The sequence below is a fragment of the Polaribacter gangjinensis genome (assembly GCF_038024125.1).
GTDB classification, from domain to species: Bacteria; Bacteroidota; Bacteroidia; order Flavobacteriales; family Flavobacteriaceae; genus Polaribacter; species Polaribacter gangjinensis.
This window is the reverse complement of record NZ_CP150662.1, coordinates 1,211,001-1,235,487: the sequence shown is the minus strand read 5'-3', so window position 1 is coordinate 1,235,487 and position 24,487 is coordinate 1,211,001. Positions and strand designations below refer to the sequence as shown.

Sequence of the window (24,487 nt, the reverse complement as noted above, 5' to 3'; positions counted from 1 at the left end):
GAATAATTAGAAATTAATTGTACATTTGCACACCCAAAAAATAGGGGAAAGTTTAAATATAAACGAAAAACAGTAATAATTTAGTATGCCAACTATTCAACAATTAGTTCGTAAAGGAAGAACCAAAATAACTAAGAAGAGTAAATCGGCTGCTTTGTCGTCTTGTCCTCAAAGACGTGGAGTTTGTACGCGAGTTTATACTACAACACCAAAAAAACCTAATTCTGCAATGCGTAAAGTTGCCAGAGTTAGATTGACAAATGGTAATGAGATAAACGCATACATTCCAGGTGAAGGACACAACTTACAAGAGCACTCGATAGTATTAGTTAGAGGTGGAAGAGTAAAAGATTTACCAGGTGTAAAGTATCACGTAGTTCGTGGAGCTTTAGATACAGCAGGTGTTGCAGGAAGAACGCAACGCAGATCTAAGTACGGAGCAAAACGTCCAAAACCAGGTCAAGCAGCTGCTGCACCAACAAAAGGTAAGAAAAAGTAATTTAAAATCTTTTAATGTAAAGACATGAGAAAAAGAAGAGCCAAAAAAAGAGAGCTTTTACCAGATCCAAAGTTCAATGACCAATTGGTTACACGTTTTGTAAATAACTTAATGTGGGATGGTAAAAAATCTGTGGCGTTTAAAGTATTTTACGATGCATTAGATATCGTAGAACAAAGAAAAACTGACGAAGAAAAGTCAGCTTTAGAAGTTTGGAAAGAAGGATTATCAAATGTAATGCCTCACGTAGAAGTTCGTTCAAGACGAGTTGGTGGTGCTACATTTCAAATCCCAATGCAAATTAGACCAGATCGTAAAGTGTCTATGGCAATAAAGTGGATGATTACGTACACAAGAAAACGTAATGAAAAAACCATGGCTCAGCGTTTAGCTGCTGAAATTTTAGCTGCGGCTAAAGAAGAAGGGGCTGCTGTTAAAAAAAGAATGGATACACATAAAATGGCAGAAGCTAATAAAGCATTCTCTCACTTCAGATTTTAATAGAAAATGGCAAGAGACTTAAAATACACAAGAAATATTGGTATTGCAGCGCATATTGATGCTGGAAAAACTACGACTACAGAACGTATTTTGTACTACACAGGTGTTTCTCATAAAATTGGTGAAGTACATGATGGAGCTGCAACAATGGACTGGATGGAGCAAGAGCAAGAAAGAGGTATTACAATTACTTCAGCAGCAACAACTTGTACATGGCAATTTCCAACTGATAATGGTAAACCAGTAGACAATACTATGGGATATCATTTCAATATTATTGATACTCCTGGTCACGTAGACTTTACAGTAGAGGTTAACAGATCTTTACGTGTTTTAGATGGTTTGGTTTTCTTATTTTCTGCAGTTGATGGTGTTGAGCCGCAATCTGAAACTAACTGGAGATTAGCTGATAATTACAAAGTGCCAAGAATTGGTTTCGTAAATAAAATGGATCGTCAAGGATCAGATTTTATGAACGTAACCAAGCAAGTAAAAGAAATGTTAGGTTCTAATGCTGTGCCTATTGTATTGCCTATTGGTGAAGAAGCTGATTTTAAAGGTGTAGTTGATTTAGTTAAAAATAGAGCTATAATTTGGCATGATGAGTCTTTAGGAGCAACTTTTGATGTTGTTGAAATTCCTGAAGATTTAAAAGAAGAAGCAAAACAATACAGAGCATTGTTAATTGAAGAGGTTGCAGGTTATGATGAAAATCTTCTTGAAAAATTCATGGAGGACGAAGAATCTATTACTGAAGAAGAAATTCATGCTGCATTAAGAGCTGCTGTTATGGATATGGCAATCATTCCAATGATCTGTGGTTCATCTTTCAAAAATAAAGGAGTTCAATTTTTATTAGATGCTGTTTGTAGATATTTACCTTCTCCTTTAGATAGAGAGAAAATTGTGGGTACAAACCCTGAAACAGGAATGGAAGTATCTAGAAAACCAGATGCAAAAGAGCCATTTGCTGCTTTAGCTTTTAAAATTGCAACAGATCCTTTCGTAGGACGTTTGGCTTTCTTTAGAGCTTATTCAGGAAGACTTGATGCTGGTTCTTATGTGTTAAACAATACCTCTGGAAAGAAAGAGCGTATTTCAAGAATTTATCAAATGCATGCGAATAAGCAAAATGCAATTGATTTTATTGAAGCTGGTGATATTGGTGCTGCTGTTGGATTTAAGTCAATTAAAACAGGTGATACACTTTCTGATGAAAAACATCCAATTGTTTTAGAATCAATGAATTTTCCTGATCCTGTAATTGGTATCGCTGTTGAGCCTAAAACAAAAGCTGATGTAGATAAATTAGGAATGGCTTTATCAAAATTAGCTGAAGAAGATCCTACATTTACTGTAAGAACAGACGAGGCTTCTGGTCAAACTATCATTTCAGGTATGGGTGAGTTACACTTAGATATCATTGTAGATCGTTTGAAACGTGAGTTTAAAGTTGATGTAAATCAAGGTCAGCCACAAGTTGAGTATAAAGAAGCTATTACAGCTGCCGCAGAGCATAGAGAAGTTTATAAAAAGCAATCTGGTGGACGTGGTAAATTTGCGGATATCGTTTTCAGAATGGAGCCTGCAGATGCTGGAGTACAAGGTTTACAATTTGAGTCTGTAATCAAAGGTGGAAACATTCCAAAAGAATTTATTCCTTCTATTGAAAAAGGATTTAAAGAAGCAATGAAAAATGGTCCTTTAGCTGGTTATGAAATGGATTCTATGAAAATCACTGTATTAGATGGTTCTTTCCATGCTGTCGATTCTGATCAATTGTCATTCGAATTAGCTGCAAAAATGGGTTACAAAGCTGCCGCAAAATCTGCAAGAGCAAAAATTATGGAGCCTATAATGAAGCTAGAAGTATTGACACCAGAAGAAAATATGGGAGATATTGTAGGTGATTTAAATAGAAGAAGAGGTCAAGTATCAGACATGTCTGATAGAGCTGGTTCAAAAGTTGTTAAAGCTACAGTACCATTATCAGAAATGTTTGGTTATGTAACAGCTTTAAGAACAATGTCTTCAGGTAGAGCTACATCAACAATGGAGTTCTCACACTATGAAGAAACTCCTACTAACATAGCTGAATCAGTAATTGCTGCTGCAAAAGGATAATCTACTAAATACAAAACGATGAGTCAAAAAATTAGAATAAAATTAAAATCTTACGATTACAATTTGGTAGATAAATCTGCTGAAAAAATCGTAAAGACAGTAAAGAGTACAGGAGCTGTTGTAAATGGTCCTATTCCTTTACCAACAAATAAAAAAATATTTACGGTTTTGCGTTCACCTCACGTAAACAAGAAATCTAGAGAGCAATTTCAATTATCTGCTTACAAACGTTTGTTAGATATTTATAGTTCTTCTTCAAAGACAATTGATGCTTTGATGAAATTAGAACTACCAAGTGGAGTTGAAGTAGAAATTAAAGTATAAATTTATTAATTATTTCGGTTTATCTTTTGGTAAACCGAAATAATTTAATACTTTTGCAACCCGAATCAAAGTAGGGTTCGGCTATTTTTCTGATTTCATTAAAATAGTAACATGTCCGGAGCGTTTCGCGAAGGAAAAACGGTAAAAACAAATTCAGCGTTGAAAGTGTTTTTGCGCTTTTTTTTTTTTTTAATGAAATTCATAGGAATAAAAACAAACAATAAAAATTAATTAACAATTAAAACATGTCTGGGTTAATAGGTAGAAAAATTGGAATGACCAGCTTATTTGATGAAAACGGGAAGAATATTCCTTGTACAGTAATTGAAGCAGGTCCTTGCGTTGTTACCCAAGTCAGAACCAAAGAGGTTGACGGCTACAATGCGTTACAACTTGGTTTCGATGACAAAAAGGCAAAGAGTTCTAACAAAGCGTTAGACGGTCACTTTAAAAAAGCTGGCACTTCTGCTAAGAAAAAAGTCGTTGAATTTCAAGGGTTTGAAGAAGATTATAAATTAGGGGATTCTCTTACAGTAAGTGTATTTGCTGAAGGTGAATTCGTTGATGTATCGGGAGTTTCTAAAGGTAAAGGTTTTCAGGGTGTTGTTAAACTTCATGGTTTTGGTGGAGTTGGACAGTCTACTCATGGTCAACATAACCGTTTGAGAGCTCCAGGATCTGTGGGTGCTGCGTCATATCCAGCTAGAGTGTTTAAAGGAATGCGTATGGCAGGTAGAATGGGTGGAAATAATGTAAAAGTTCAAAACTTAAAAGTATTAAAAGTAGTTCCTGAGAAGAATTTACTTGTTGTTAAAGGAGCAATTCCTGGACACAAAAACGCTTTTGTAACTATTCAGAAATAATGGAAGTAGCAGTTTTAGATATTACAGGAAAAGATACAGGTAGAAAAGTTGAACTTTCTAACGATGTATTCGGGATAGCGCCAAACGATCATGCAATTTATTTAGATGTAAAGCAATTTCTTGCAAATCAAAGACAAGGAACACATAAATCTAAAGAAAAATCAGAGGTTGCTGGTTCTACAAGAAAAATTAAAAAACAAAAAGGTACTGGTACTGCAAGGGCAGGTTCAATTAAATCAGGAGTTTTTAGAGGTGGAGGACGTTTTTTTGGGCCAAGACCAAGAAGTTATTCTTTTAAATTGAATAAAGGTTTAAAGCGTTTAGCTCGTAAATCAGCTTTAAGTATTCAAGCTAATCAACACAATTTAGTTGTTATTGAAGATTTTAATTTTGAATCTCCAAAAACTAAAAATTTTATTGATGTTTTAAAAGCTTTAGAGTTAGATACAAAAAAATCATTATTTGTCTTTGGTGAGATGAATGAGAATGTGTATTTATCTTCAAGAAACCTTAAATCATCAAAAGTTATAAGTACATCAGAATTAAATACTTATGGTATTTTAAATGCTAATAAGGTTGTGATTACTGAAGGTTCTTTAGAAGCAATTCATACAAATTTAAATAAATAGGGATTCAAAATGAGTATTTTAATTAAACCTATTATTACAGAGAAAGCAACTAACGATAGTGAAGTTAACAATCGTTATTCATTTATAGTTGCAAGTAAAGCTAATAAATTAGAAATTAAATCAGCTGTTCATGCAGCTTATGGGGTTTCTGTAGAAAGCGTTAAGACTTTGAATTATCCTGCTAAAAAAAATACAAAGTATACTAAAAAAGGTTTAGTAACTGGTGTTAAAGGTGGATTTAAAAAAGCGATCGTTCAATTAGCTGAAGGAGAAAGTATTGATTTTTATAACAATCTATAAGAAAATAGACAACAATGTCAGTTAGAAAATTAAAACCAATAACGCCAGGTCAGCGTTTTAGAGTTGTAAATGGGTTCGACGCCATTACAACTGATAAGCCGGAGAAAAGTTTAATTTCTTCGAAAAAAAGTACTGGTGGTCGAAATAGTCAGGGTAGAATGACAACACGTAATATAGGTGGTGGTCATAAACAAAAATATCGTGCTATCGATTTTAAAAGAGATAAAACTGGTATCCCTGCAACCGTTAAAACTATCGAGTACGATCCTAATCGTACAGCATTCATTGCATTGTTATTTTATGCTGATGGTGAAAAACGTTATGTAATCGCTCAAAACGGTTTAGAAGTTGATCAAGTAATTATTTCTGGTAGCGGTATTGCTCCTGAGATTGGCAACACATTACCACTTAGCGAAATTCCTTTAGGTACAACTATTTCTTGTATAGAATTACGTCCAGGTCAGGGAGCTGTTATGGCTCGTTCTGCAGGTTCTTTTGCTCAATTAATGGCAAGAGATGGTAAATATGCAACTGTAAAACTTCCTTCAGGTGAAACAAGACTTGTTCTTTTAACTTGTATGGCTACAATTGGAGTTGTTTCGAATTCTGATCACCAATTATTAGTTTCAGGAAAAGCTGGTAGAAGAAGATGGTTAGGAAGAAGACCAAGAGTGAACGCTGTAAGAATGAACCCTGTTGATCACCCAATGGGAGGTGGTGAAGGACGTTCTTCTGGAGGTCACCCAAGATCTAGAAACGGAATTCCTGCTAAAGGATACAAAACTAGATCTAAGACGAAAGCTAGTAACAAGTATATTGTAGAACGTAGAAAGAAATAATAAGTTATGGCAAGATCATTAAAAAAAGGACCTTTCGTTCACTATAAATTAGAGAAAAAAGTGTTAGCTAATGTAGAGGCTGGAAGCAAAACTGTAATTAAAACTTGGTCAAGAGCAAGTATGATTACTCCAGACTTTGTAGGACAAACGATCGCTGTTCATAACGGGCGTCAGTTTGTACCAGTATATGTTACAGAAAACATGGTAGGGCACAAATTAGGTGAATTTTCACCAACTCGTTCTTTTAGAGGACATGCAGGTGCTAAAAATAAAGGTAAAAAATAGTAGGAAATGGGAGTTCGTAAAAAAAACATGGCAGATCAGATAAAAGCAGACAAAAAGCAACGTGCTTTTGCAAAGCTTACTAACTGTCCTACATCACCAAGAAAAATGCGTTTGGTTGCTGATCAAGTTAGAGGAGTTGAAGTTGAAAAAGCTTTAGCAATTTTAAAATTCAGCCCAAAAGATGCATCTAAAAATTTAGAGAAATTATTGTTATCTGCAATTGCCAATTGGCAAGCTAAGAATGAATCATCTAGTATTGAAGATGCTGGTTTGTTTGTAAAATCTATTTGTGTAGATAGTGCTGGAATGTTAAAAAGACTAAGACCAGCTCCACAAGGACGTGCTCATAGAATTCGTAAACGTTCTAATCACGTTACATTAGAATTAGGAAGTAAAAATTTAAGTAATTAATCTAAGTAGAAATGGGACAAAAAACGAATCCAATAGGAAATCGATTAGGAATCATCAGAGGTTGGGAGTCTAACTGGTATGGTGGAAATGACTACGGAGATAAAATTGCTGAAGATGATAAGATAAGAAAGTATGTAAATGCTAGATTATCAAAAGCAAGTGTTTCTAGAATATTTATTGAGCGTACTCTAAAACTTGTAACCGTTACTATCACTACAGCACGTCCAGGTATCATTATTGGTAAAGGAGGTCAAGAGGTAGACAAGTTAAAAGAAGAGCTTAAGAAAATCACTGGAAAAGAAGTTCAAATTAATATTTTTGAAATCAAACGTCCAGAGTTAGATGCAAATTTAGTTGCAATTAGTGTTGCTCGTCAAATTGAAAATAGAATTTCATACAAGAGAGCTATAAAAATGGCAATTACTTCAACTATGAAAATGAATGCTGAAGGAATTAAAATTCAAATTTCAGGTCGTTTGAATGGTGCAGAAATGGCACGTGCTGAACATTTTAAAGAAGGAAGAATTCCTTTATCAACGTTCAGAGCAGATATTGATTATTCACTTGCTGAAGCTCATACTACCTATGGAAGATTAGGAATTAAAGTATGGATTATGAAGGGTGAAGTTTATGGAAAAAGAGAGTTATCTCCTTTAGTTGGCTTATCTAAAAAGCAAGCTCCTACAAAAGGTGGTGCTGCAAGTCCTGCTAAACGTCAACCTCGTAAAAGAAAATAATTTTTAAATTAGAAATTAAAAATGTTACAGCCAAAAAGAGTTAAATACCGTAAGGTACAGAAGTTGAAAGGAAGTATGTCTGGAATCTCAGGAAGAGGTACCCAACTTTCTAACGGAATGTTTGGTATCAAATCTTTAGATCAAGATTTATTAACTTCAAGACAAATTGAGGCAGCTCGTATTGCAGCTACCCGTTTTATGAAGAGAGAAGGGCAGTTGTGGATTAAAATATTTCCAGACAAACCTATTACTAAAAAGCCTTTAGAGGTACGTATGGGTAAAGGTAAGGGAGCACCAGATCATTATGTCTCTGTCATCAAGCCAGGAAGAATTTTATTCGAAGTTGGTGGAGTTCCTCTTGAAGTTGCTAAAGAAGCTTTAAGATTAGCTGCACAAAAGCTTCCTGTGAAAACAAGATTTATTGTAGCAAGAGATTTTGATTTTAACGCATAATTCTAACTAAAATGAAACAAGCAGAAATAAAAGAATTATCATTAGCTGATCTTCAAGAGAAGCTAGTAGTGTTGAAAAAGAACTACACAGATCTTAAAATGGCACATACAATTACACCGCTCGAAAATCCGTTGCAATTAAGAAGCCTAAGAAGAACTGTAGCAAGAATTGCAACAGAGTTAACAAAAAGAGAATTACAATAATTCTATAGTCAGTTTTAAAGATGGAAAAAAGAAATCTTAGAAAAGAGAGAATAGGTGTTGTTTCTAGTAACAAAATGGAAAAATCTATTGTTGTTTCAGAAGTAAAAAGAGTTAAACACCCAATGTACGGAAAGTTCGTATTAAAAACTAAGAAGTACGTTGCACACGACGAAAAGAATGATTGCAACGAAGGTGATACTGTTAGGATTATGGAAACTAGACCTATGAGTAAATCTAAACGTTGGAGATTAGTAGAAATCCTAGAAAGAGCGAAATAATATGTTACAAACAGAATCAAGATTAAAAGTAGCAGATAATACTGGAGCTAAAGAAGTTTTAGTAATCAGAGTTTTAGGAGGTACAAAAAAGCGTTATGCTACTATTGGTGACAAAATTGTTGTTACTATAAAAGCTGCAACTCCTAACGGTACTGTAAAAAAAGGTCAAGTATCTAGAGCAGTTGTTGTTAGAACTAAAAAAGAAGTAAGACGTAAAGATGGTTCTTACATTCGTTTTGATGACAATGCTTGTGTATTATTAAATCCTGCAGAGGAAATGAGAGGTACACGTGTATTTGGTCCTGTAGCTCGTGAACTTCGTGAAAAACAATTCATGAAAATAGTATCATTAGCACCTGAAGTGCTTTAAATCATTACACAATGAAGAAATTTAAAATTAAATCAGGTGATACTGTAAAAGTAATTGCTGGTGACCACAAAGGTTCAGAAGGCAAAGTATTACAAATCATCAAAGACAAAGACAGAGTTTTAGTAGAAGGTGTAAATTTAGTTTCTAAACACACAAAACCTAGTGCACAAAATCCACAAGGAGGTATCGTAAAAAAAGAAGCTTCTTTACACATCTCTAATGTTATGTTGGTTGATGGTGGTGTAGCTGTAAGAGTAGGTTATAAAGTTGATGGAGATACTAAAACTAGAATCTCTAAAAATACTAAAAAATAAGAATAATCATGAGTTACGTACCAAGATTAAAAGCAGAATATAAAGAAAGAGTAATTAGTGCTCTTACTGAAGAGTTTAGTTATAAGAATGTAATGCAAGTACCAAAATTAGAAAAAATTGTTATTTCTAAAGGTGTTGGTGCTGCTATTGCTGATAAAAAATTAGTTGATTATGCTGTTGAAGAGTTAACTAAAATAACTGGTCAAAAAGCTGTTTCAACAATTTCTAAGAAAGACGTTGCCAATTTTAAATTGCGTAAAGGCATGCCTATTGGCGCAAAAGTAACTCTTAGAGGTGATAAGATGTATGAGTTTTTAGATAGATTAATTACAGCTTCTTTACCTCGTGTTAGAGATTTCAATGGAATAAAAGCTAACGGTTTTGATGGAAGAGGTAATTATAACTTAGGTATTACTGAGCAGATTATATACCCAGAAATCAATATTGATCAAGTTAAAAAAATTAATGGTATGGACATTACTTTTGTAACTACTGCCAATACTGACAAAGAAGCTAAATCATTATTAGCAGAATTAGGTTTACCATTCAAAAAAAATTAAGAAATGGCTAAAGAATCAATGAAAGCTCGTGAGCGTAAAAGAGCTAAAACTGTTGCTAAATACGCTGAGAAAAGAAAAGCTTTAAAAGAAGCTGGAGATTTTGAAGGATTACAAAAATTACCAAAAAATGCATCTCCAATAAGAATGCATAATAGATGTAAATTAACTGGTCGTCCAAGAGGATATATGAGACAATTTGGTATTTCTCGTGTTACATTCCGTGAAATGGCAAACCAAGGGTTAATTCCAGGTGTTACCAAAGCAAGTTGGTAATATCAAAAATAAATTCATAAAAATAAAATAGAATGTGTATCTTTGCGCGCTCTATTTTTTTGAGTAATAGAATTTTTAACTGATTATAGGTTCAAACATCACAAGTTAATCTTGTAGGTTCAATAGAGATTTTGAAAACCGTAATCGCAATTTAAATAGATATGTATACAGATCCAATTGCGGATTATCTTACCAGAGTAAGAAATGCAATCTCTGCAGGCCATAGAGTTGTAGAGATTCCTGCTTCAAATTTGAAGAAGGAAATGACTAAAATCTTGTTTGATCAAGGTTATATTCTTAGTTATCAGTTTAATTCTGATAAAGTACAAGGCTCTATTAAAATTGCCTTGAAATATGATAAAGACACGAAAGAGTCTGTTATCAGAAAAATCCAACGAATCAGTACTCCAGGTTTACGTAAATACGTTGGCTCAAAAGAGATGCCAAGAGTATTAAATGGTCTTGGAATTGCTATTGTTTCTACCTCAAAAGGTGTAATGACAAACAAGCAAGCTCGTCAAGAGAATGTTGGAGGTGAAGTTTTATGTTACGTTTATTAAACCTTAAAAGATGAGTAGAATAGGAAAAAATCCCGTTAGCATCCCACAAGGTGTAGATGTAAACATAGATGGTAATTTAATTACTGTTAAAGGAAAGTTAGGAACTTTATCGCAAACTATTTCTGAAGGAATTACTATTAAAGTTGAAAATTCAACTGTTTTTTTAGAAAGATCTTCTGATAGTAAAATTCATACAGCTCAACACGGTTTGATGAGAGCTTTAATCAATAACATGGTTGAAGGTGTAAGTAAAGGTTGGACTAAAGAATTGGAATTAGTTGGTGTTGGATATAGAGCTTCAAGTCAAGGACAAAAATTAGATCTAGCACTTGGTTTTTCTCATAACATAATTTTCGAATTAGCTCCTGAAGTAAAAGTAGAAACTATTTCTGAAAAAGGTAAAAATCCAATCGTTAAATTAACCTCATTTGACAAACAATTGGTAGGTCACGTTGCTGCAAAGATTCGCTCTTTCAGAAGCCCTGAACCATACAAAGGTAAAGGTATTAAGTTTGTAGATGAAAAATTAAGAAGAAAAGCAGGTAAATCTGCATAATATATAGGTATTATGGCATTATCAAAGCTAGAAAGAAGAGCTAGAATTAAAAGTAGAATTAGAAAGATTGTTTTCGGTACAGCTACCAAACCAAGACTTTCTGTTTACAGAAGTAATAAAGAAATCTATGCTCAATTAATAGACGATGTAAACGGAGTAACATTAGCTTCTGTTTCATCAAGAGACAAAGATATTCAAGCAACAACGAAAGGAGAAGCAGCAATTGCAGTTGGTACATCAATTGGAAAAAAAGCTTTAACAAATGGTATTGAAAGTGTTGCTTTCGATAGAAATGGTTATTTATACCATGGTAGAGTTAAAGTATTGGCTGATGCTGCAAGAGAAGCTGGTTTAAAATTTTAAGAATTATGCAAGGATATAAAAACGTAGAAAGAGTTAAACCAAGCGGTTTAGAGCTTGTAGATAGATTAGTTGGTGTACAACGTGTTACCAAAGTTACAAAAGGAGGTAGAGCATTTGGTTTTTCTGCAATTGTAGTTGTTGGTGATGGAAATGGAGTTGTTGGTCATGGATTAGGAAAATCTAAAGATGTTTCTTCTGCAATTGCTAAAGCAGTTGAAGATGCAAAGAAAAACTTAATCAGAATTCCTTTAGTTGACGGAACACTTCCTCATGAACAAAAAGGAAAATTCGGTGGAGCAAATGTATTCATCAAACCTGCTTCTCCTGGTACAGGAGTTATTGCTGGTGGTGCAGTACGTGCGGTATTAGAGTCAGTTGGAGTTCATGATGTGTTATCAAAATCACAAGGTTCTTCAAATCCTCACAATGCTGTTAAAGCTACATTTGATGCTTTATTACAATTACGTAGTGCAGCTTCAATTGCTAAACAAAGAGGGATTTCTTTAGAAAAAGTGTTTAACGGATAAATCTAAGAAAAATGACAAAAATTAAAGTTACACAAGTAAAAAGTCAAATTAGACGTCCTAAAGATCAAAAAAGAACTTTAGTGTCCTTAGGTTTGCGTAAAATGAACCAATCTGTTGAGCACGACGCAACGCCTTCAATTTTGGGAATGGTAAATAAAGTTTCACATTTAGTTTCTGTAGAGGAATTAAAATAAGATATTTAAAATGAGTAGTTTACATAACTTAACACCTGCAGAAGGATCTGTAAAAAAAGATAAAAGAATCGCTCGTGGAGAAGGTTCTGGTCACGGAGGAACAGCAACTAGAGGTCACAAAGGTGCAAAATCTCGTTCAGGTTATTCTAGAAAAGTAGGTTTTGAAGGAGGTCAAATGCCACTTCAAAGACGTGTGCCAAAATTTGGTTTCACAAACATCAATCGTAAAGAATATCAGGGAATCAATCTAGAGAAATTACAAGCTCTAGTTGATAGTGGAAAAATAACTGATACAGTAAATCAAGACATTTTAGTTTCTTTAGGTTTAGTTTCTAAAAATGATTTGGTTAAGATTTTAGGAACTGGTGAATTAAAAGCCAAACTTACTATTACTGTTCACAAATTTACAGCAACAGCAAAAGCGGCTATTGAAGCTGCTGGTGGTCAAGCTGTAACTTTATAAGATTTTGTAAATGATGAATTTTATAAATACATTAAAAGACATTTTCAAGATTGAAGAACTTAAAAATAAGATTCTTCTTACAATCGTTTTAATAGCGGTTTACCGTTTTATGGCTGCAGTTCCTTTACCTGGAATTGATCCATTACAGTTAGCAGCTTTAAAAGAAAGTACTTCAGGAGGTCTTTTAGGTTTATTAAACGCATTTACTGGAGGTGCATTTGCAAGAGCATCAGTAATGGCTCTTGGTATTATGCCTTATATTTCTGCATCTATTGTAGTTCAGTTAATGGGAATTGCGGTTCCTTATTTGCAAAAATTACAAAAAGATGGAGAAAGTGGAAGAAAGAAAATTACACAGATTACAAGATGGTTGACTATAGGTATTACTTTAGTTCAAGCTCCAACGTACATCACTGCTATTAAAACTCAGTTTGGATTAGGTCCTGAAGCGTTTTTAGTAAGTGGTGCTACATTTTGGATTTCATCTATCATTATTTTAACCGCTGGTACTATTTTTGCAATGTGGTTAGGAGAGCGTATTACTGATAAAGGTATTGGTAATGGTATTTCATTATTAATTACAGTTGGTATTATTGCTAACTTCCCTGCTGCATTTTTACAAGAGTTTGTTGCTAAAACAACAAATGCTGGTGCAGGTGGTGTAATGATGGTTTTGATTGAAATTATCCTTTGGTTTGTTGTAATTTTATTGACTGTTTTACTAGTTACTGCTGTTAGAAAAATAGCTGTTCAGTATGCTAGAAGAACTGTTGCAGGAAATGTTCAAAATGTTGCTGGTTCAAGAGATTATATTCCCTTGAAATTAAATGCTGCTGGTGTAATGCCAATCATTTTTGCTCAGGCAATTATGTTTTTACCAGTTGCTTTGGCACAAAAATTTCCAGTTATTTCAAGTTTACAAGACATTAATGGTTTGTGGTATAATGTAATATTTGCAGTTTTAATTATTGTTTTCAGTTTTTTCTATACTGCAATTACAATACCTACCAATAAAATGGCTGATGATCTGAAGAGAAGTGGAGGTTTTATTCCTGGAATAAGACCAGGAAAAGATACTGCTGATAAATTAGATTCTGTTTTATCTAAAATTACATTTCCAGGTTCTTTATTTTTAGCAGCTTTGTCTATTTTACCATCAATTGTTGTTCAATTTGGTGTACAACAAAGTTGGGCTATGTTTTATGGTGGTACTTCATTAATCATTATGGTTGGTGTAGCAATTGATACCATGCAACAAATAAATTCGTATTTGTTAAATCGTCACTATGATGGTTTAATGAAAACGGGAAATAGCAATAGAAAATCGATTAAATAATATGGCTAAACAATCAGCGATTCAACAAGACGGAACAATTACAGAAGCATTATCAAATGCTATGTTTCGTGTAGAATTAGAGAATGGACATATTGTAACAGCTCACATTTCAGGAAAAATGCGTATGCATTACATCAAGTTGTTACCTGGTGATAAAGTGAAATTAGAAATGAGTCCATACGATTTATCGAAAGCAAGAATTACTTACAGATACTAAATAAAAGACAACGCAGATGAAAGTTAGAGCATCAGTTAAAAAAAGAAGCGCCGACTGCAAAATAGTTCGCAGAAAAGGCAGATTATATGTAATAAATAAACAAAATCCTAGATTTAAACAAAGACAAGGGTAATGGCAAGAATAGCAGGTATAGACATTCCAAAGAACAAAAGAGGAGTTATTGCTTTAACTTACATCTTTGGTATAGGTAACAGTAGAGCTAAAGAAATTTTAGCTAAAGCAAACGTTGATGAAAACATTAAAGTTCAAGACTGGAATGATGATCAAATTGCAGCAATCAGAGAACAAGTTGGAGCTTTCACAATTGAGGGTGAATTACGTTCTGAGGTTCAATTAAACATTAAGCGTTTAATGGACATTGGTTGTCAAAGAGGAATTCGTCACAGATTAGGTCTTCCTTTAAGAGGACAAAGAACTAAAAATAATTCTCGTACTAGAAAAGGTAAGAGAAAAACAGTTGCTAACAAGAAAAAATAAGTTAGAGATTAAACTAGCTGATGTATTTAGTGTGCCGTATTTTTATAAATACAATTTACTAAACAACATCGCTTAACAACAAAAAATTATGGCAAAAGCAAGTGCAAAAAAACGTAAAGTAATCGTAGATGCGATTGGAGAAGCTCACATAAATGCAACTTTCAATAACATCATCATTTCTTTAACAAACAAAAAAGGAGACGTAGTTTCTTGGTCATCTGCAGGTAAAATGGGCTTTAGAGGTTCTAAAAAGAATACTCCTTATGCAGCTCAATTAGCAGCAGAAGATTGTTCAGGAGTTGCTAAAGAAGCAGGTTTACGTAAAGTAAAAGTTTTCGTAAAAGGTCCAGGAAATGGTAGAGAATCTGCAATCAGATCTTTACACAATGCTGGTATTGAGGTAACAGAAATTATTGATGTTACGCCAATTCCACACAACGGATGTCGTCCTCCAAAAAGAAGAAGAGTATAATTTAATTATTTAATTCTGATAGGATTTAGATTATCGAAGGATTAGCCTTAATTCATAATCCCTATCTTTAAAATCAAAACAAATGGCAAGATACACAGGACCAAAAACTAAAATTGCTCGTAAATTTGGTGAAGCAATTTTTGGTGAAGACAAAAACTTCGAAAAAAGAAATTATCCTCCAGGACAGCATGGTGCTGCAAAACGTAGAGGTAAAAAATCTGAATATGCTACCCAGTTAATGGAAAAGCAAAAAGCAAAATATACTTATGGTATTTTAGAGCGTCAATTCAGTAATCTTTTCAAAAAAGCTCAAGCTTCTCAGGGAATTACAGGTGAAATTTTATTACAATTATGTGAGTCTAGATTAGACAATGTTGTTTATAGAATGGGAATTTCTCCTTCAAGAAGTGGAGCACGTCAATTAGTTTCTCACAGACACATTACTGTAAACGGTGAAATCGTTAACATTCCATCTTACAGTTTGAAAGAAGGTGATGTTGTTGCTGTAAGAGAAAAATCAAAATCTTTACAAGCAATTGAAAATTCTTTAATCGCTTCAAGTAATACTGTTTATGAATGGTTGACTTGGAATTCAGATAAAAAAGAAGGTACTTTTGTAAAAGTTCCAGCTAGAATTCAAATTCCAGAAAACATCAAAGAACAATTAATAGTAGAATTATATTCTAAATAATAAATTATTCATATTGGTATTTAGCCAAAGGGTTTATTCGTACTTCTTCACACTTATAAATCGCGCAACTAAATAACAATTAAAACGAAGAACAAAAATATGGCAATTTTAAATTTTCAAAAACCTGATAAAGTAATCATGATCGAATCTACCGATTTTAAAGGTAAGTTCGAATTTAGACCTCTAGAACCTGGATTTGGTTTGACTGTAGGAAATGCTTTAAGAAGAGTTTTATTATCATCTTTAGAAGGTTTTGCAATTACTTCATTAAGAATTGATGGAGTTGAACACGAATTTTCTACTGTAAGTGGTGTTGTTGAAGATGTTACAGAAATCATTTTGAATTTAAAACAAATACGTTTTAAAAAGCAAATAGATGAAACAGATAGAGAAACAGTTTCAATAAACATTTCTGGTCAAGAACAATTAAAAGCTGGTGATTTACAAAAATTTATTTCTGGTTTTCAAGTTTTAAATCCAGAGTTGGTTATTTGTAATATGGATAAATCTGTAAAATTAAATGCAGAAATTACCATTGAAAAAGGTAGAGGTTTCGTACCTGCTGAAGAAAACAAGAAGCCAGGTGCTCCAATCGGAACTATTTTTACAGATTCTATTTACACACCAATCAAAAACGTAAAGTATTCAATTGAAAACTTTCGTGTTGAACAAAAAACGGATTTTGAAAAATTAGTATTTGATATTGACACAGATGGTTCAATCAATCCAAAAGAAGCATTAACAGAAGCTGCAAAAATTTTGATTCACCATTTTATGTTATTTTCTGATGAGCGCATTACTTTAGAAGCTGATGAAATTGCACAAACAGAAACATATGATGAAGAATCATTACACATGCGTCAATTGTTAAAAACAAGATTAATTGATATGGATCTTTCTGTTAGAGCTTTAAATTGTTTAAAAGCTGCAGAAGTTGATACTTTAGGAGATTTAGTATCATTTAACAAAAGTGATTTAATGAAGTTTAGAAACTTTGGTAAAAAATCTTTAACAGAACTAGAAGAACTAGTAATTGTAAAAGGTTTAAGTTTCGGAATGGATTTAGCAAAATATAAATTAGATAGAGATTAATCTTTCATATTTTGCTCCTCAAAATGAGTTGAGCAAGATGAAAGCATAAAACAAACGTCATGAGACACGGAAAAAAAATAAATCATTTAGGAAAAAAGACAGCTCACAGAAAATCAATGTTGGCTAATATGGCTTGTTCTCTTATTGAGCACAAACGCATCAATACGACTTTACCAAAAGCAAAAGCTTTGAGAGTATTTTTAGAGCCAATCATTACAAAATCAAAATCAGATTCTACTCATAATAGACGTATTGCTTTTGCAGTTTTACGTGATAAATATGCTGTAACTGAATTATTTAAAGAAATCTCTGTAAAAATTGCAGACAGACCAGGAGGTTACCTACGTATTATTAAATTAGGAAACAGACAAGGTGATAATGCTGCAATGGCTATGATTGAATTTGTTGATTACAACGAAATTTACAATCCAAAAGGAGCAAAAGCTAAGAAAACTACACGTAGAGGAAGAAGCAAAAAAGCTGCTGCACCACAAGTAGAAACAATTGCAACTGAAGAAAAATCAGAAGAATAAATGATTTTATCATTCACATATAAAGGGATAAACAGTACTGTTTATCCCTTTTTTTATATTTTTACATCAAATTAATTATTACAAAAATCAATGAAGTATCAAACTCGAAAAAAAGCACTTATTTTATTAGCAGATGGCACCATTTTTTACGGAAAATCTGTAGGAATTGAAGGAACTGCAACTGGAGAAATTTGTTTTAATACTGGAATGACAGGATATCAAGAAATTTTTACAGATCCTTCTTATTTCGGTCAACTAATGGTTACCACAAATGCACATATTGGGAATTATGGTGTTAATGATTTAGAAGTTGAATCTGAAGGAATTAAAATTGCTGGTTTGATTTGCCGAAATTTTAGTTTTGTTCACTCAAGAGTTGATTCAGATGGTAATTTATTAGATTGGTTTAAAAAACATAATTTGGTAGCAATTTCTGATGTTGATACAAGAGCTTTGGTTTCTTACATTAGAGATAATGGCGCAATGAATGCCATCATTTCTACTAATATTGACGATATACAAGGTTTAAAAAATCAATTAGCAAACGTTCCAAGTATGCAGGGTTTAGAGTTGGCCTCTAAAGTTTCCACAAAAGAACCGTATTATTTTGGTGATGAAAATGCTGATATTAAGATTTCAGCATTGGATATAGGTATCAAAAAGAACATTTTAAGAAACCTAGCTAAAAGAGGAGCTTATATAAAAGTGTTTCCATACAATGCTACTTTCCAAGATTTAGCTTCTTTCAATCCTGATGGTTATTTTATTTCAAATGGTCCTGGAGATCCTGAGCCTTTAGTAAACGCTCAAAAATTAGCTGCAGAAATTATCGAGAAAGATTTGCCTTTATTTGGTATCTGCTTAGGACATCAAGTAATTGCACTATCACAAGGAATTTCTACCTATAAAATGCATAATGGCCATAGAGGAATCAATCATCCTATAAAAAATTTATTGACAGGCAAAGGAGAAATCACCTCTCAAAATCACGGATTTGCTATTAATAAAGAAGAAACAGAAGCGAATGAAAATATCGAAATTACACATGTTCATTTAAATGATCATACAGTTGCAGGTATTCGTATCAAAAATAAAAATACATTTTCTGTGCAATATCATCCAGAGGCAAGTCCAGGTCCTCATGATGCTGAATATCTTTTTGACCAATTCATAGATACAATTAAAAAAACGAAAGAGTTGGTTTCATAAAAATTTACTCAATCCCCATTATAATATCTACTTAGTTTTCTGAGTAGATTTTTTTGTTTGATAGGAATAGTCTATAGGAATCGTTTTCGTAATTATTCAAATTCAATTTATAAAATGCGTTCAATATTTTGTAAATTAGCGGTCATTAAATAATAACCAAAACTTACCGAAACTAAGTTTATAAATTTTAAAATCCATGAGTATTATAATAAACATTCACGCACGTCAAATTTTTGATTCAAGAGGAAATCCAACAGTAGAAGTAGATGTAACTACCGAAAACGGTATTTTAGGGAGAGCTGCAGTTCCTTCAGGAGCTTCAACAGGTGAGCACGAAGCTGTAGAATTGAGAGATGGTGGAAAAGCCTATATGGGAAAAGGTGTGTTGAATGCCGTGAAAAATGTGAATGAAATTTTAGCAGAAGAATTGTTAGGAACTTCGGTTTTTGAACAAAACTTGATTGACAAAATCATGATTGATTTAGATGGTACCCCAAATAAATCAAAATTAGGAGCAAATGCTATTTTAGGTGTTTCATTAGCAGTTGCAAAAGCTGCTGCAGCTGAATTAGGAATGCCATTATACAGATATGTTGGAGGTGTTTCTGCAAATACATTGCCTGTTCCAATGATGAATATTATCAATGGTGGTTCGCATTCTGATGCGCCAATTGCGTTTCAAGAATTTATGATTATGCCAGTAAAAGCAACATCTTTTTCACATGCCATGCAAATGGGATCTGAGATTTTTCATAATTTGAAAAAAGTGTTGCATGACCGTAATTTGTCAACAGCTGTTGGTGATGAAGGAGGTTTTGCACCAAATTTAGCTGGTGGAACAGAAGATGCTTTAGAGACTATTGCATTGGCTGTTAAAAATGCTGGATATGTTTATGGAGAAGAAGTGAAAATAGCGTTGGATTGTGCCTCAGCAGAATTTTATGTAGATGGAAAATACGACTACACAAAATTTGAAGGAGAAACTGGAAATGTGAGAACTAGTAAAGAACAAGCAGATTATTTAGCAGAATTAGTAAGTAAATATCCAATTATTTCTATTGAAGATGGAATGGATGAGAATGATTGGGAAGGTTGGAAATATTTGACTGAAAAAATTGGAGACAAAGTTCAATTAGTCGGAGATGATTTATTCGTTACTAATGTATCACGTTTATCAAGAGGTATTGAAAACGGAATCGCCAATTCAATTTTGATTAAAGTAAACCAAATAGGTTCTTTAACAGAAACTATTGCAGCTGTAAACATGGCAAAAAATGCAGGTTATACTACTGTAATGTCTCATAGATCTGGAGAAACAGAAGACAACACGATTGCTGATTTAGCAGTAGCATTGAACTGTGGACAAATTAAAACTGGTTCTGCTTCACGTTCTGACAGAATGGCGAAATACAATCAATTATTGCGTATTGAAGAAGAGTTGGAAGATGTAGCTTATTACCCACAAGAAAAAGCTTTTAAAATTTAATATAGTTTTAAGTTTTATAAATCAATCCTCCTAGAATTTCTAAGAGGATTTTTATATTTTTACAGAAATTCAAATCTATTTTTAGTTTTGATTAAAAATTAAAATGAAGAATCTAATCCTAACATTTTTTTTATCGTTTTCAGTTTTGACAATTTGGAGTCAAATAAGTATTCAAGATGCATTAAGAACTGGTGCTGAAATTTCGAAAAATGATAAAAAATTCAATGAATTACCAGCAGAATTAATTCAGACTTTCAGTTTCGGAATTTCTTTACCAGATGATATTTCTTATCATTTTAAAAATGGTGGTGGAGAAACTTTAAAAAGTAGGTTGTCATTTGAGTTGTTTTACACTATCAATTATCCTATTTTTAAAAAAGTAACTTTTGGTTTAATTACAGGATTTCAACATCAATCTCAAGGAAGTATTACTGCTTATAAATTAGGTGGTTTAGTTCGATATTATTTCAAAAATTATGATTCTACAAACTTTTATATCATGACAGCTAGGGGTTTTGGATTAGATTCTAAAGTTGAAAATTCATCAGGATATGGAAATATTAGATTTGGATTAGAATTTCCAATTGAAAAATATGATGATTACAATGTTATTTTTAAAATATTTTGGGATAATGATTCTTATAAACTAAAAAAGCCACTTATCTCCAATGAAAATCCTAGAGATATAATTTATCATAGTGGTTATGGATTAGGAATAGGAATTCGATTTTAAATATTTTTTCAAAACTATATGCGTTTTACTTAAATCCTCTTAGAATTTCTAAGAGGATTTTCTTTTTACTAAAGAATTGTTAAATCAGTAATATTTATTTTTAAGTACTAAAAATCTATCATTTTCAACTTTTTAAATTCTTAATTTATTGGTATCTTCGCAAAACACTTCAACAAAAAAAATAAGATTGAATATGTCAAATACTGCAAAGTTAGTAATAGGAGAAAATTCGTACGAATTTCCATTAGTGAAAGGAACTGAGAATGAGGTTGCTATCGATATAAAAAATTTAAGAACAGCCACTAATGGCGTTATAACTTTAGATTCTGGTTACAAAAATACAGGTTCTTGCGAGAGCAGTATTACGTTTTTAGATGGTGAAAAAGGAATTTTACGTTACAGAGGTTATGACATAGAAGAGTTGGCTGAAAAAGCTACTTTTTTAGAAGTTGCATACGCTTTAATTTTTGGAGATTTACCTACTAAAGAACAATTAGAAAAGTTTTATGCCGATATCAAAGTACAATCTGTAGTTGATGAAGATGTTAAAAAGATCGTAGATGCTTTTCCAAAATCAGCCCATCCAATGGGAGTTTTATCTTCTTTAACAAGTGCATTGACTGCGTTCAATCCTTCTTCGGTAAATGTAAAATCTGAAGAAGATATGTACAAAGCTATATGTAAAATTATGGGAAAATTCCCAGTTTTGGTAGCGTGGACAATGCGTAAAAAACAAGGTTTGCCTTTAAATTATGGTTCAAAATCGTTGGATTATGTTGAAAATATTATGAAAATGATGTTTGAGCAACCAAACGAACCTTATGTTGTAAATCCAATTATTAAAGATGCGCTAGACAAATTATTGATTTTACACGCAGATCATGAACAAAATTGTTCTACATCAACTGTAAGAATTGCAGGTTCATCTCATGTTGGATTATTTGCTTCTTTATCAGCCGGAATTTCTGCACTTTGGGGACCTTTGCATGGAGGCGCAAATCAAGCAGTTTTGGAAATGTTGGAAGCTATTAAAGCGGATGATGGTGATACCAAAAAATACATGGCGAAAGCAAAAGACAAAGATGATCCTTTCAGATTGATGGGTTTTGGTCACAGAGTGTATAAAAATTTTGATCCAAGAGCAAGAATTATTAAAAAAGCAGCTGATGATGTTTTAAATGATTTAGGCGTAAATGATCCAATTTTAGCTATTGCAAAAGGTTTAGAGCAAGAAGCTTTAAATGATCCGTATTTTGTAGAAAGAAAATTATATCCAAACGTAGATTTCTATTCGGGAATTATTTACAGAGCAATGGATATTCCAACAGATATGTTTACAGTAATGTTTGCTTTAGGACGTTTGCCAGGTTGGATTGCACAGTGGAGAGAAATGCGATTAAATAATGAACCAATTGGAAGACCACGTCAAATTTACGTTGGCGAAACTTTGCGATCATTTAAATCTATATCAGAAAGATAAAAACTTTTGTTATTTTTACGACCGAAAGCTTCATGATTCATGGAGCTTTTTTTATCTCTAAAGCATGTTACAACTCAATATAACAAACGAAACTTCTCAATTAAAAGCGGTGGTTTTAGGCATTGCAAACAGCAATGGCTCAATTCCTAAGCTAGAAGATTGTTATGACCCAAAAAGTAGAGAACATGTTTTGAATGGGACTTATCCAAAAGAGGAGGATATGATTGAAGAAATGGAAGCTGTTGCTGCTGTTTTTAAAAAATATGATATCGCCGTTTACAGACCCAAAGTCATCAAAAATTACAATCAAATTTTTTCTAGAGATATTGCATTCGTCATTGAAGATAAATTGATAAAAGCCAATATTTTGCCAGATAGAGAAAAAGAATACATTGCAATTCAGCATGTTACCAATCAAATAAATCCTATAAATATTATTGAGCTTCCAAAAGAATGCCATATTGAAGGTGGAGATGTCATGCCATGGAATGAGTATATTTTCGTTGGAACTTATACAGGTGATGATTATGCAAGCTTTATTACAGCTCGTACAAATAAACATGCAGTCTTAGCATTACAACAATTATTCCCAAACAAAATTGTAAAGTCTTTTGAATTAAGAAAACATAATACTGATCCAAAAGAAAATGCATTGCATTTAGATTGTTGCTTTCAACCTATTGGAAAAAACAAAGCAATTTTACATAAAAATGGCTTTTTGATTGAAGAAGAATATAATTGGTTAGTAAATTATTTTGGGAAGGAACACATTTTTGAAATAACCAAGGATGAAATGTACGACATGAATAGCAATGTTTTTTCAATTTCTGAAGATGTTATTATTTCCGAAAAAAACTTTACAAGACTTAATAATTGGTTACGCAAAAATGGATTTATAGTCGAAGAAGTTCCTTATGCAGAAATTGCAAAACAAGAAGGTTTGTTGAGATGCTCAACATTACCTTTAATTCGAGAATAAAAAAAAGCTGCATTTAATGCAGCTTTTTCCTCTTGAAACAAGAATGGTAATTATGGCAACAAGACTGTGTCAATTGCATGGATAACTCCATTTGTTCCTTGTACATCATTTGTTGCAGCTCCTACTAATATATTCACAGTTTGAGAACTCGATGTTTGAATTTGAGCCCCATCAGTTAGATTTATTGTGATGCTTCCACCAAGAGTTGTAACACTTCCATTGGTTAATTGATTAGCTTGTACATTTGCTCCATTAACAACGTGGTATTTTAAAACTGCATCTAACGTTGCAATTGGCACATCAGCTAATGAGTTCCAATTTGGATTTGAATCTAATAATGCCTGAAAAGCAGCATTTGTTGGAGCGAATACTGTAAAAGGACCATTTCCTGATAAAACTGAAACGAAATCAGTTGTATGTCTACTATCAGTTAAAGCAGCAACTAAACTTGTAAATCCTCCATTGTTTAAAGCTAATGTTACAATATTTGGAGGTAACATTACTTTGTTAATTACATGAACAATTCCATTTGATGCATTCACATCAACATTAACTGGAGTTGCATCACCATTAAAAGCAACACCACCTGTAACTTTAACTTGCAAAGACAAGGGCTCATCATTTGGTCCTGTTGACAAAGTATTTACATAGGTATCTGATAAATCTGTAGATCTTACAGTCCCATCTAAAACGTGAAATAATAATACTGCTTGTAAAGTTTCAACTGGAATATCATTTATTGAATTCCAATTCTGATTTGAATCTAATAACGCTTGAAAAGCTTCGTTAGTTGGGGCAAAAACCGTAAAAGAGCCATTGGCAGATAAAGTTGATGCTAATCCTGCTCTTTGAACAGCAGCTACTAAACTAGTTAAATTGTTTTTAACTGCAACATCAACAATCGTGTTTGTTTCCATTACAGTGTCATTGTCGTCATTGCAAGATGTAAAAACGATTCCTGCAAATAATGCTAAAATAATACTCGTTACTTTTTTCATAATATATTAGTTTTAGGTTTATGTTTGTTTAACAAATCTAATAATTGATTAAACAATAAAATCTTATCATTTTGTTAAACTATTATAAAAAAATGTTAAACAAAATATTTTATTGCTTTTTAAATTGGTTATATACA

The 24,487-nt window shown here is 32.7% G+C and carries 38 protein-coding genes; 37 read left to right on the top strand and 1 reads right to left on the bottom strand.

Features of this window, described 5'->3' with window-relative positions:
• The first annotated feature begins 85 nt into the window (after positions 1-85).
• The 37 genes from rpsL (at position 86) to WHA43_RS05380 (ending at position 23,352) form a co-directional block, all read left to right on the top strand.
• Positions 86-499: a 30S ribosomal protein S12 gene (gene rpsL, locus WHA43_RS05560; RefSeq protein WP_105046116.1), complete on the top strand. Its 414-nt coding sequence runs from the start codon at positions 86-88 to the stop codon at positions 497-499.
• A gap of 24 nt (positions 500-523) precedes the next feature.
• Positions 524-1,000 carry a 30S ribosomal protein S7 gene (gene rpsG, locus WHA43_RS05555; RefSeq protein ID WP_105046115.1) on the top strand — a complete coding sequence of 159 codons (477 nt, stop codon included), beginning with the start codon at positions 524-526 and terminating at the stop codon, positions 998-1,000.
• 6 nt (positions 1,001-1,006) lie between these two features.
• Positions 1,007-3,124, top strand: a complete 2,118-nt coding sequence (fusA, locus tag WHA43_RS05550; protein ID WP_105046114.1) for an elongation factor G — start codon at positions 1,007-1,009, stop codon at positions 3,122-3,124.
• Between the two features lie 18 nt (positions 3,125-3,142).
• Positions 3,143-3,448, top strand: a complete 306-nt coding sequence (rpsJ, locus tag WHA43_RS05545; RefSeq protein WP_024740605.1) for a 30S ribosomal protein S10 — start codon at positions 3,143-3,145, stop codon at positions 3,446-3,448.
• 245 nt (positions 3,449-3,693) lie between these two features.
• Positions 3,694-4,311, top strand: coding sequence for a 50S ribosomal protein L3 (rplC, locus tag WHA43_RS05540; RefSeq protein WP_105046113.1), 618 nt, complete (start codon positions 3,694-3,696; stop codon positions 4,309-4,311).
• A complete protein-coding gene (rplD, locus tag WHA43_RS05535) occupies positions 4,311-4,940 on the top strand; it encodes a 50S ribosomal protein L4 (RefSeq protein ID WP_105046112.1) in 630 nt (209 codons plus the stop codon). The genes rplC and rplD overlap by 1 nt, the downstream gene beginning before the upstream one ends.
• A 9-nt stretch (positions 4,941-4,949) precedes the next feature.
• Positions 4,950-5,240: a 50S ribosomal protein L23 gene (gene rplW, locus WHA43_RS05530; protein WP_105046111.1), complete on the top strand. Its 291-nt coding sequence runs from the start codon at positions 4,950-4,952 to the stop codon at positions 5,238-5,240.
• 14 nt (positions 5,241-5,254) lie between these two features.
• The gene (rplB, locus tag WHA43_RS05525) at positions 5,255-6,079 is read left to right on the top strand and encodes a 50S ribosomal protein L2 (RefSeq protein WP_105046110.1); all 825 of its coding nucleotides are present in this window, start codon (positions 5,255-5,257) and stop codon (positions 6,077-6,079) included.
• 6 nt (positions 6,080-6,085) lie between these two features.
• Positions 6,086-6,364, top strand: coding sequence for a 30S ribosomal protein S19 (gene rpsS, locus WHA43_RS05520; RefSeq protein WP_105046109.1), 279 nt, complete (start codon positions 6,086-6,088; stop codon positions 6,362-6,364).
• A 6-nt stretch (positions 6,365-6,370) separates the two neighbouring features.
• The gene (gene rplV / locus WHA43_RS05515) at positions 6,371-6,775 is read left to right on the top strand and encodes a 50S ribosomal protein L22 (protein WP_105046108.1); all 405 of its coding nucleotides are present in this window, start codon (positions 6,371-6,373) and stop codon (positions 6,773-6,775) included.
• Positions 6,776-6,786: 11 nt separating this feature from the next.
• Positions 6,787-7,512, top strand: a complete 726-nt coding sequence (gene rpsC, locus WHA43_RS05510; RefSeq protein WP_105046107.1) for a 30S ribosomal protein S3 — start codon at positions 6,787-6,789, stop codon at positions 7,510-7,512.
• Between the two features lie 21 nt (positions 7,513-7,533).
• Positions 7,534-7,965: a 50S ribosomal protein L16 gene (rplP, locus tag WHA43_RS05505; RefSeq protein ID WP_105046106.1), complete on the top strand. Its 432-nt coding sequence runs from the start codon at positions 7,534-7,536 to the stop codon at positions 7,963-7,965.
• Positions 7,966-7,976: 11 nt separating this feature from the next.
• Positions 7,977-8,168 (top strand): 50S ribosomal protein L29, encoded by a 192-nt coding sequence (rpmC, locus tag WHA43_RS05500; RefSeq protein WP_105046105.1) that lies wholly within the window; start codon positions 7,977-7,979, stop codon positions 8,166-8,168.
• A gap of 20 nt (positions 8,169-8,188) precedes the next feature.
• The gene (gene rpsQ / locus WHA43_RS05495; RefSeq protein ID WP_105046104.1) at positions 8,189-8,446 is read left to right on the top strand and encodes a 30S ribosomal protein S17; all 258 of its coding nucleotides are present in this window, start codon (positions 8,189-8,191) and stop codon (positions 8,444-8,446) included.
• Between the two features lies 1 nt (position 8,447).
• The gene (rplN, locus tag WHA43_RS05490; protein WP_105046103.1) at positions 8,448-8,816 is read left to right on the top strand and encodes a 50S ribosomal protein L14; all 369 of its coding nucleotides are present in this window, start codon (positions 8,448-8,450) and stop codon (positions 8,814-8,816) included.
• Positions 8,817-8,827: 11 nt separating this feature from the next.
• Positions 8,828-9,130, top strand: coding sequence for a 50S ribosomal protein L24 (gene rplX, locus WHA43_RS05485; protein WP_105046102.1), 303 nt, complete (start codon positions 8,828-8,830; stop codon positions 9,128-9,130).
• A gap of 8 nt (positions 9,131-9,138) precedes the next feature.
• The gene (gene rplE, locus WHA43_RS05480) at positions 9,139-9,690 is read left to right on the top strand and encodes a 50S ribosomal protein L5 (protein ID WP_105046101.1); all 552 of its coding nucleotides are present in this window, start codon (positions 9,139-9,141) and stop codon (positions 9,688-9,690) included.
• Positions 9,691-9,693: 3 nt separating this feature from the next.
• Positions 9,694-9,963, top strand: a complete 270-nt coding sequence (rpsN, locus tag WHA43_RS05475) for a 30S ribosomal protein S14 (protein WP_105046100.1) — start codon at positions 9,694-9,696, stop codon at positions 9,961-9,963.
• 161 nt (positions 9,964-10,124) lie between these two features.
• On the top strand, positions 10,125-10,523 hold the full coding sequence (gene rpsH, locus WHA43_RS05470) for a 30S ribosomal protein S8 (protein WP_105046099.1): 399 nt from the start codon (positions 10,125-10,127) through the stop codon (positions 10,521-10,523).
• A gap of 10 nt (positions 10,524-10,533) precedes the next feature.
• Entirely contained in the window at positions 10,534-11,079 is a 546-nt protein-coding gene (rplF, locus tag WHA43_RS05465) for a 50S ribosomal protein L6 (RefSeq protein WP_105046098.1), read from the top strand.
• 12 nt (positions 11,080-11,091) lie between these two features.
• Complete coding sequence (gene rplR, locus WHA43_RS05460; RefSeq protein WP_105046097.1) at positions 11,092-11,442, top strand: 50S ribosomal protein L18; 351 nt, start codon at positions 11,092-11,094, stop codon at positions 11,440-11,442.
• 2 nt (positions 11,443-11,444) lie between these two features.
• On the top strand, positions 11,445-11,969 hold the full coding sequence (gene rpsE, locus WHA43_RS05455) for a 30S ribosomal protein S5 (protein ID WP_105046096.1): 525 nt from the start codon (positions 11,445-11,447) through the stop codon (positions 11,967-11,969).
• An 11-nt stretch (positions 11,970-11,980) separates the two neighbouring features.
• Positions 11,981-12,163, top strand: coding sequence for a 50S ribosomal protein L30 (gene rpmD / locus WHA43_RS05450; protein WP_105046095.1), 183 nt, complete (start codon positions 11,981-11,983; stop codon positions 12,161-12,163).
• 10 nt (positions 12,164-12,173) lie between these two features.
• Positions 12,174-12,626: a 50S ribosomal protein L15 gene (gene rplO, locus WHA43_RS05445; RefSeq protein ID WP_105046094.1), complete on the top strand. Its 453-nt coding sequence runs from the start codon at positions 12,174-12,176 to the stop codon at positions 12,624-12,626.
• A 13-nt stretch (positions 12,627-12,639) separates the two neighbouring features.
• Positions 12,640-13,962: a preprotein translocase subunit SecY gene (secY, locus tag WHA43_RS05440; RefSeq protein WP_105046093.1), complete on the top strand. Its 1,323-nt coding sequence runs from the start codon at positions 12,640-12,642 to the stop codon at positions 13,960-13,962.
• A 1-nt stretch (position 13,963) separates the two neighbouring features.
• A complete protein-coding gene (infA, locus tag WHA43_RS05435) occupies positions 13,964-14,179 on the top strand; it encodes a translation initiation factor IF-1 (RefSeq protein WP_004568721.1) in 216 nt (71 codons plus the stop codon).
• Between the two features lie 16 nt (positions 14,180-14,195).
• Positions 14,196-14,312 carry a type B 50S ribosomal protein L36 gene (gene ykgO, locus WHA43_RS05430; protein WP_004568720.1) on the top strand — a complete coding sequence of 39 codons (117 nt, stop codon included), beginning with the start codon at positions 14,196-14,198 and terminating at the stop codon, positions 14,310-14,312.
• Positions 14,312-14,677: a 30S ribosomal protein S13 gene (gene rpsM / locus WHA43_RS05425; RefSeq protein ID WP_105046092.1), complete on the top strand. Its 366-nt coding sequence runs from the start codon at positions 14,312-14,314 to the stop codon at positions 14,675-14,677. The genes ykgO and rpsM overlap by 1 nt, the downstream gene beginning before the upstream one ends.
• An 88-nt stretch (positions 14,678-14,765) precedes the next feature.
• Complete coding sequence (gene rpsK / locus WHA43_RS05420; protein ID WP_105046091.1) at positions 14,766-15,149, top strand: 30S ribosomal protein S11; 384 nt, start codon at positions 14,766-14,768, stop codon at positions 15,147-15,149.
• 82 nt (positions 15,150-15,231) lie between these two features.
• Positions 15,232-15,840, top strand: a complete 609-nt coding sequence (rpsD, locus tag WHA43_RS05415; RefSeq protein WP_105046090.1) for a 30S ribosomal protein S4 — start codon at positions 15,232-15,234, stop codon at positions 15,838-15,840.
• A gap of 99 nt (positions 15,841-15,939) precedes the next feature.
• Positions 15,940-16,932, top strand: a complete 993-nt coding sequence (locus WHA43_RS05410) for a DNA-directed RNA polymerase subunit alpha (protein ID WP_105046089.1) — start codon at positions 15,940-15,942, stop codon at positions 16,930-16,932.
• 59 nt (positions 16,933-16,991) lie between these two features.
• Positions 16,992-17,465, top strand: coding sequence for a 50S ribosomal protein L17 (rplQ, locus tag WHA43_RS05405; RefSeq protein WP_105046088.1), 474 nt, complete (start codon positions 16,992-16,994; stop codon positions 17,463-17,465).
• Positions 17,466-17,555: 90 nt separating this feature from the next.
• Entirely contained in the window at positions 17,556-18,674 is a 1,119-nt protein-coding gene (gene carA / locus WHA43_RS05400) for a glutamine-hydrolyzing carbamoyl-phosphate synthase small subunit (protein ID WP_105046087.1), read from the top strand.
• 196 nt (positions 18,675-18,870) lie between these two features.
• Positions 18,871-20,160: a phosphopyruvate hydratase gene (gene eno / locus WHA43_RS05395; RefSeq protein ID WP_105046086.1), complete on the top strand. Its 1,290-nt coding sequence runs from the start codon at positions 18,871-18,873 to the stop codon at positions 20,158-20,160.
• A gap of 103 nt (positions 20,161-20,263) precedes the next feature.
• Positions 20,264-20,893, top strand: coding sequence for a hypothetical protein (locus tag WHA43_RS05390; protein WP_146104903.1), 630 nt, complete (start codon positions 20,264-20,266; stop codon positions 20,891-20,893).
• Positions 20,894-21,086: 193 nt separating this feature from the next.
• Entirely contained in the window at positions 21,087-22,373 is a 1,287-nt protein-coding gene (locus WHA43_RS05385) for a citrate synthase (RefSeq protein WP_105047300.1), read from the top strand.
• Positions 22,374-22,437: 64 nt separating this feature from the next.
• The gene (locus tag WHA43_RS05380; RefSeq protein ID WP_105046084.1) at positions 22,438-23,352 is read left to right on the top strand and encodes a dimethylarginine dimethylaminohydrolase family protein; all 915 of its coding nucleotides are present in this window, start codon (positions 22,438-22,440) and stop codon (positions 23,350-23,352) included.
• 50 nt (positions 23,353-23,402) lie between these two features.
• On the opposite strand, the gene WHA43_RS05375 is transcribed toward WHA43_RS05380, so the two are convergent.
• Positions 23,403-24,350 (bottom strand): fasciclin domain-containing protein, encoded by a 948-nt coding sequence (locus WHA43_RS05375; RefSeq protein ID WP_105046083.1) that lies wholly within the window; start codon positions 24,348-24,350, stop codon positions 23,403-23,405.
• Positions 24,351-24,487 lie beyond the last annotated feature (137 nt).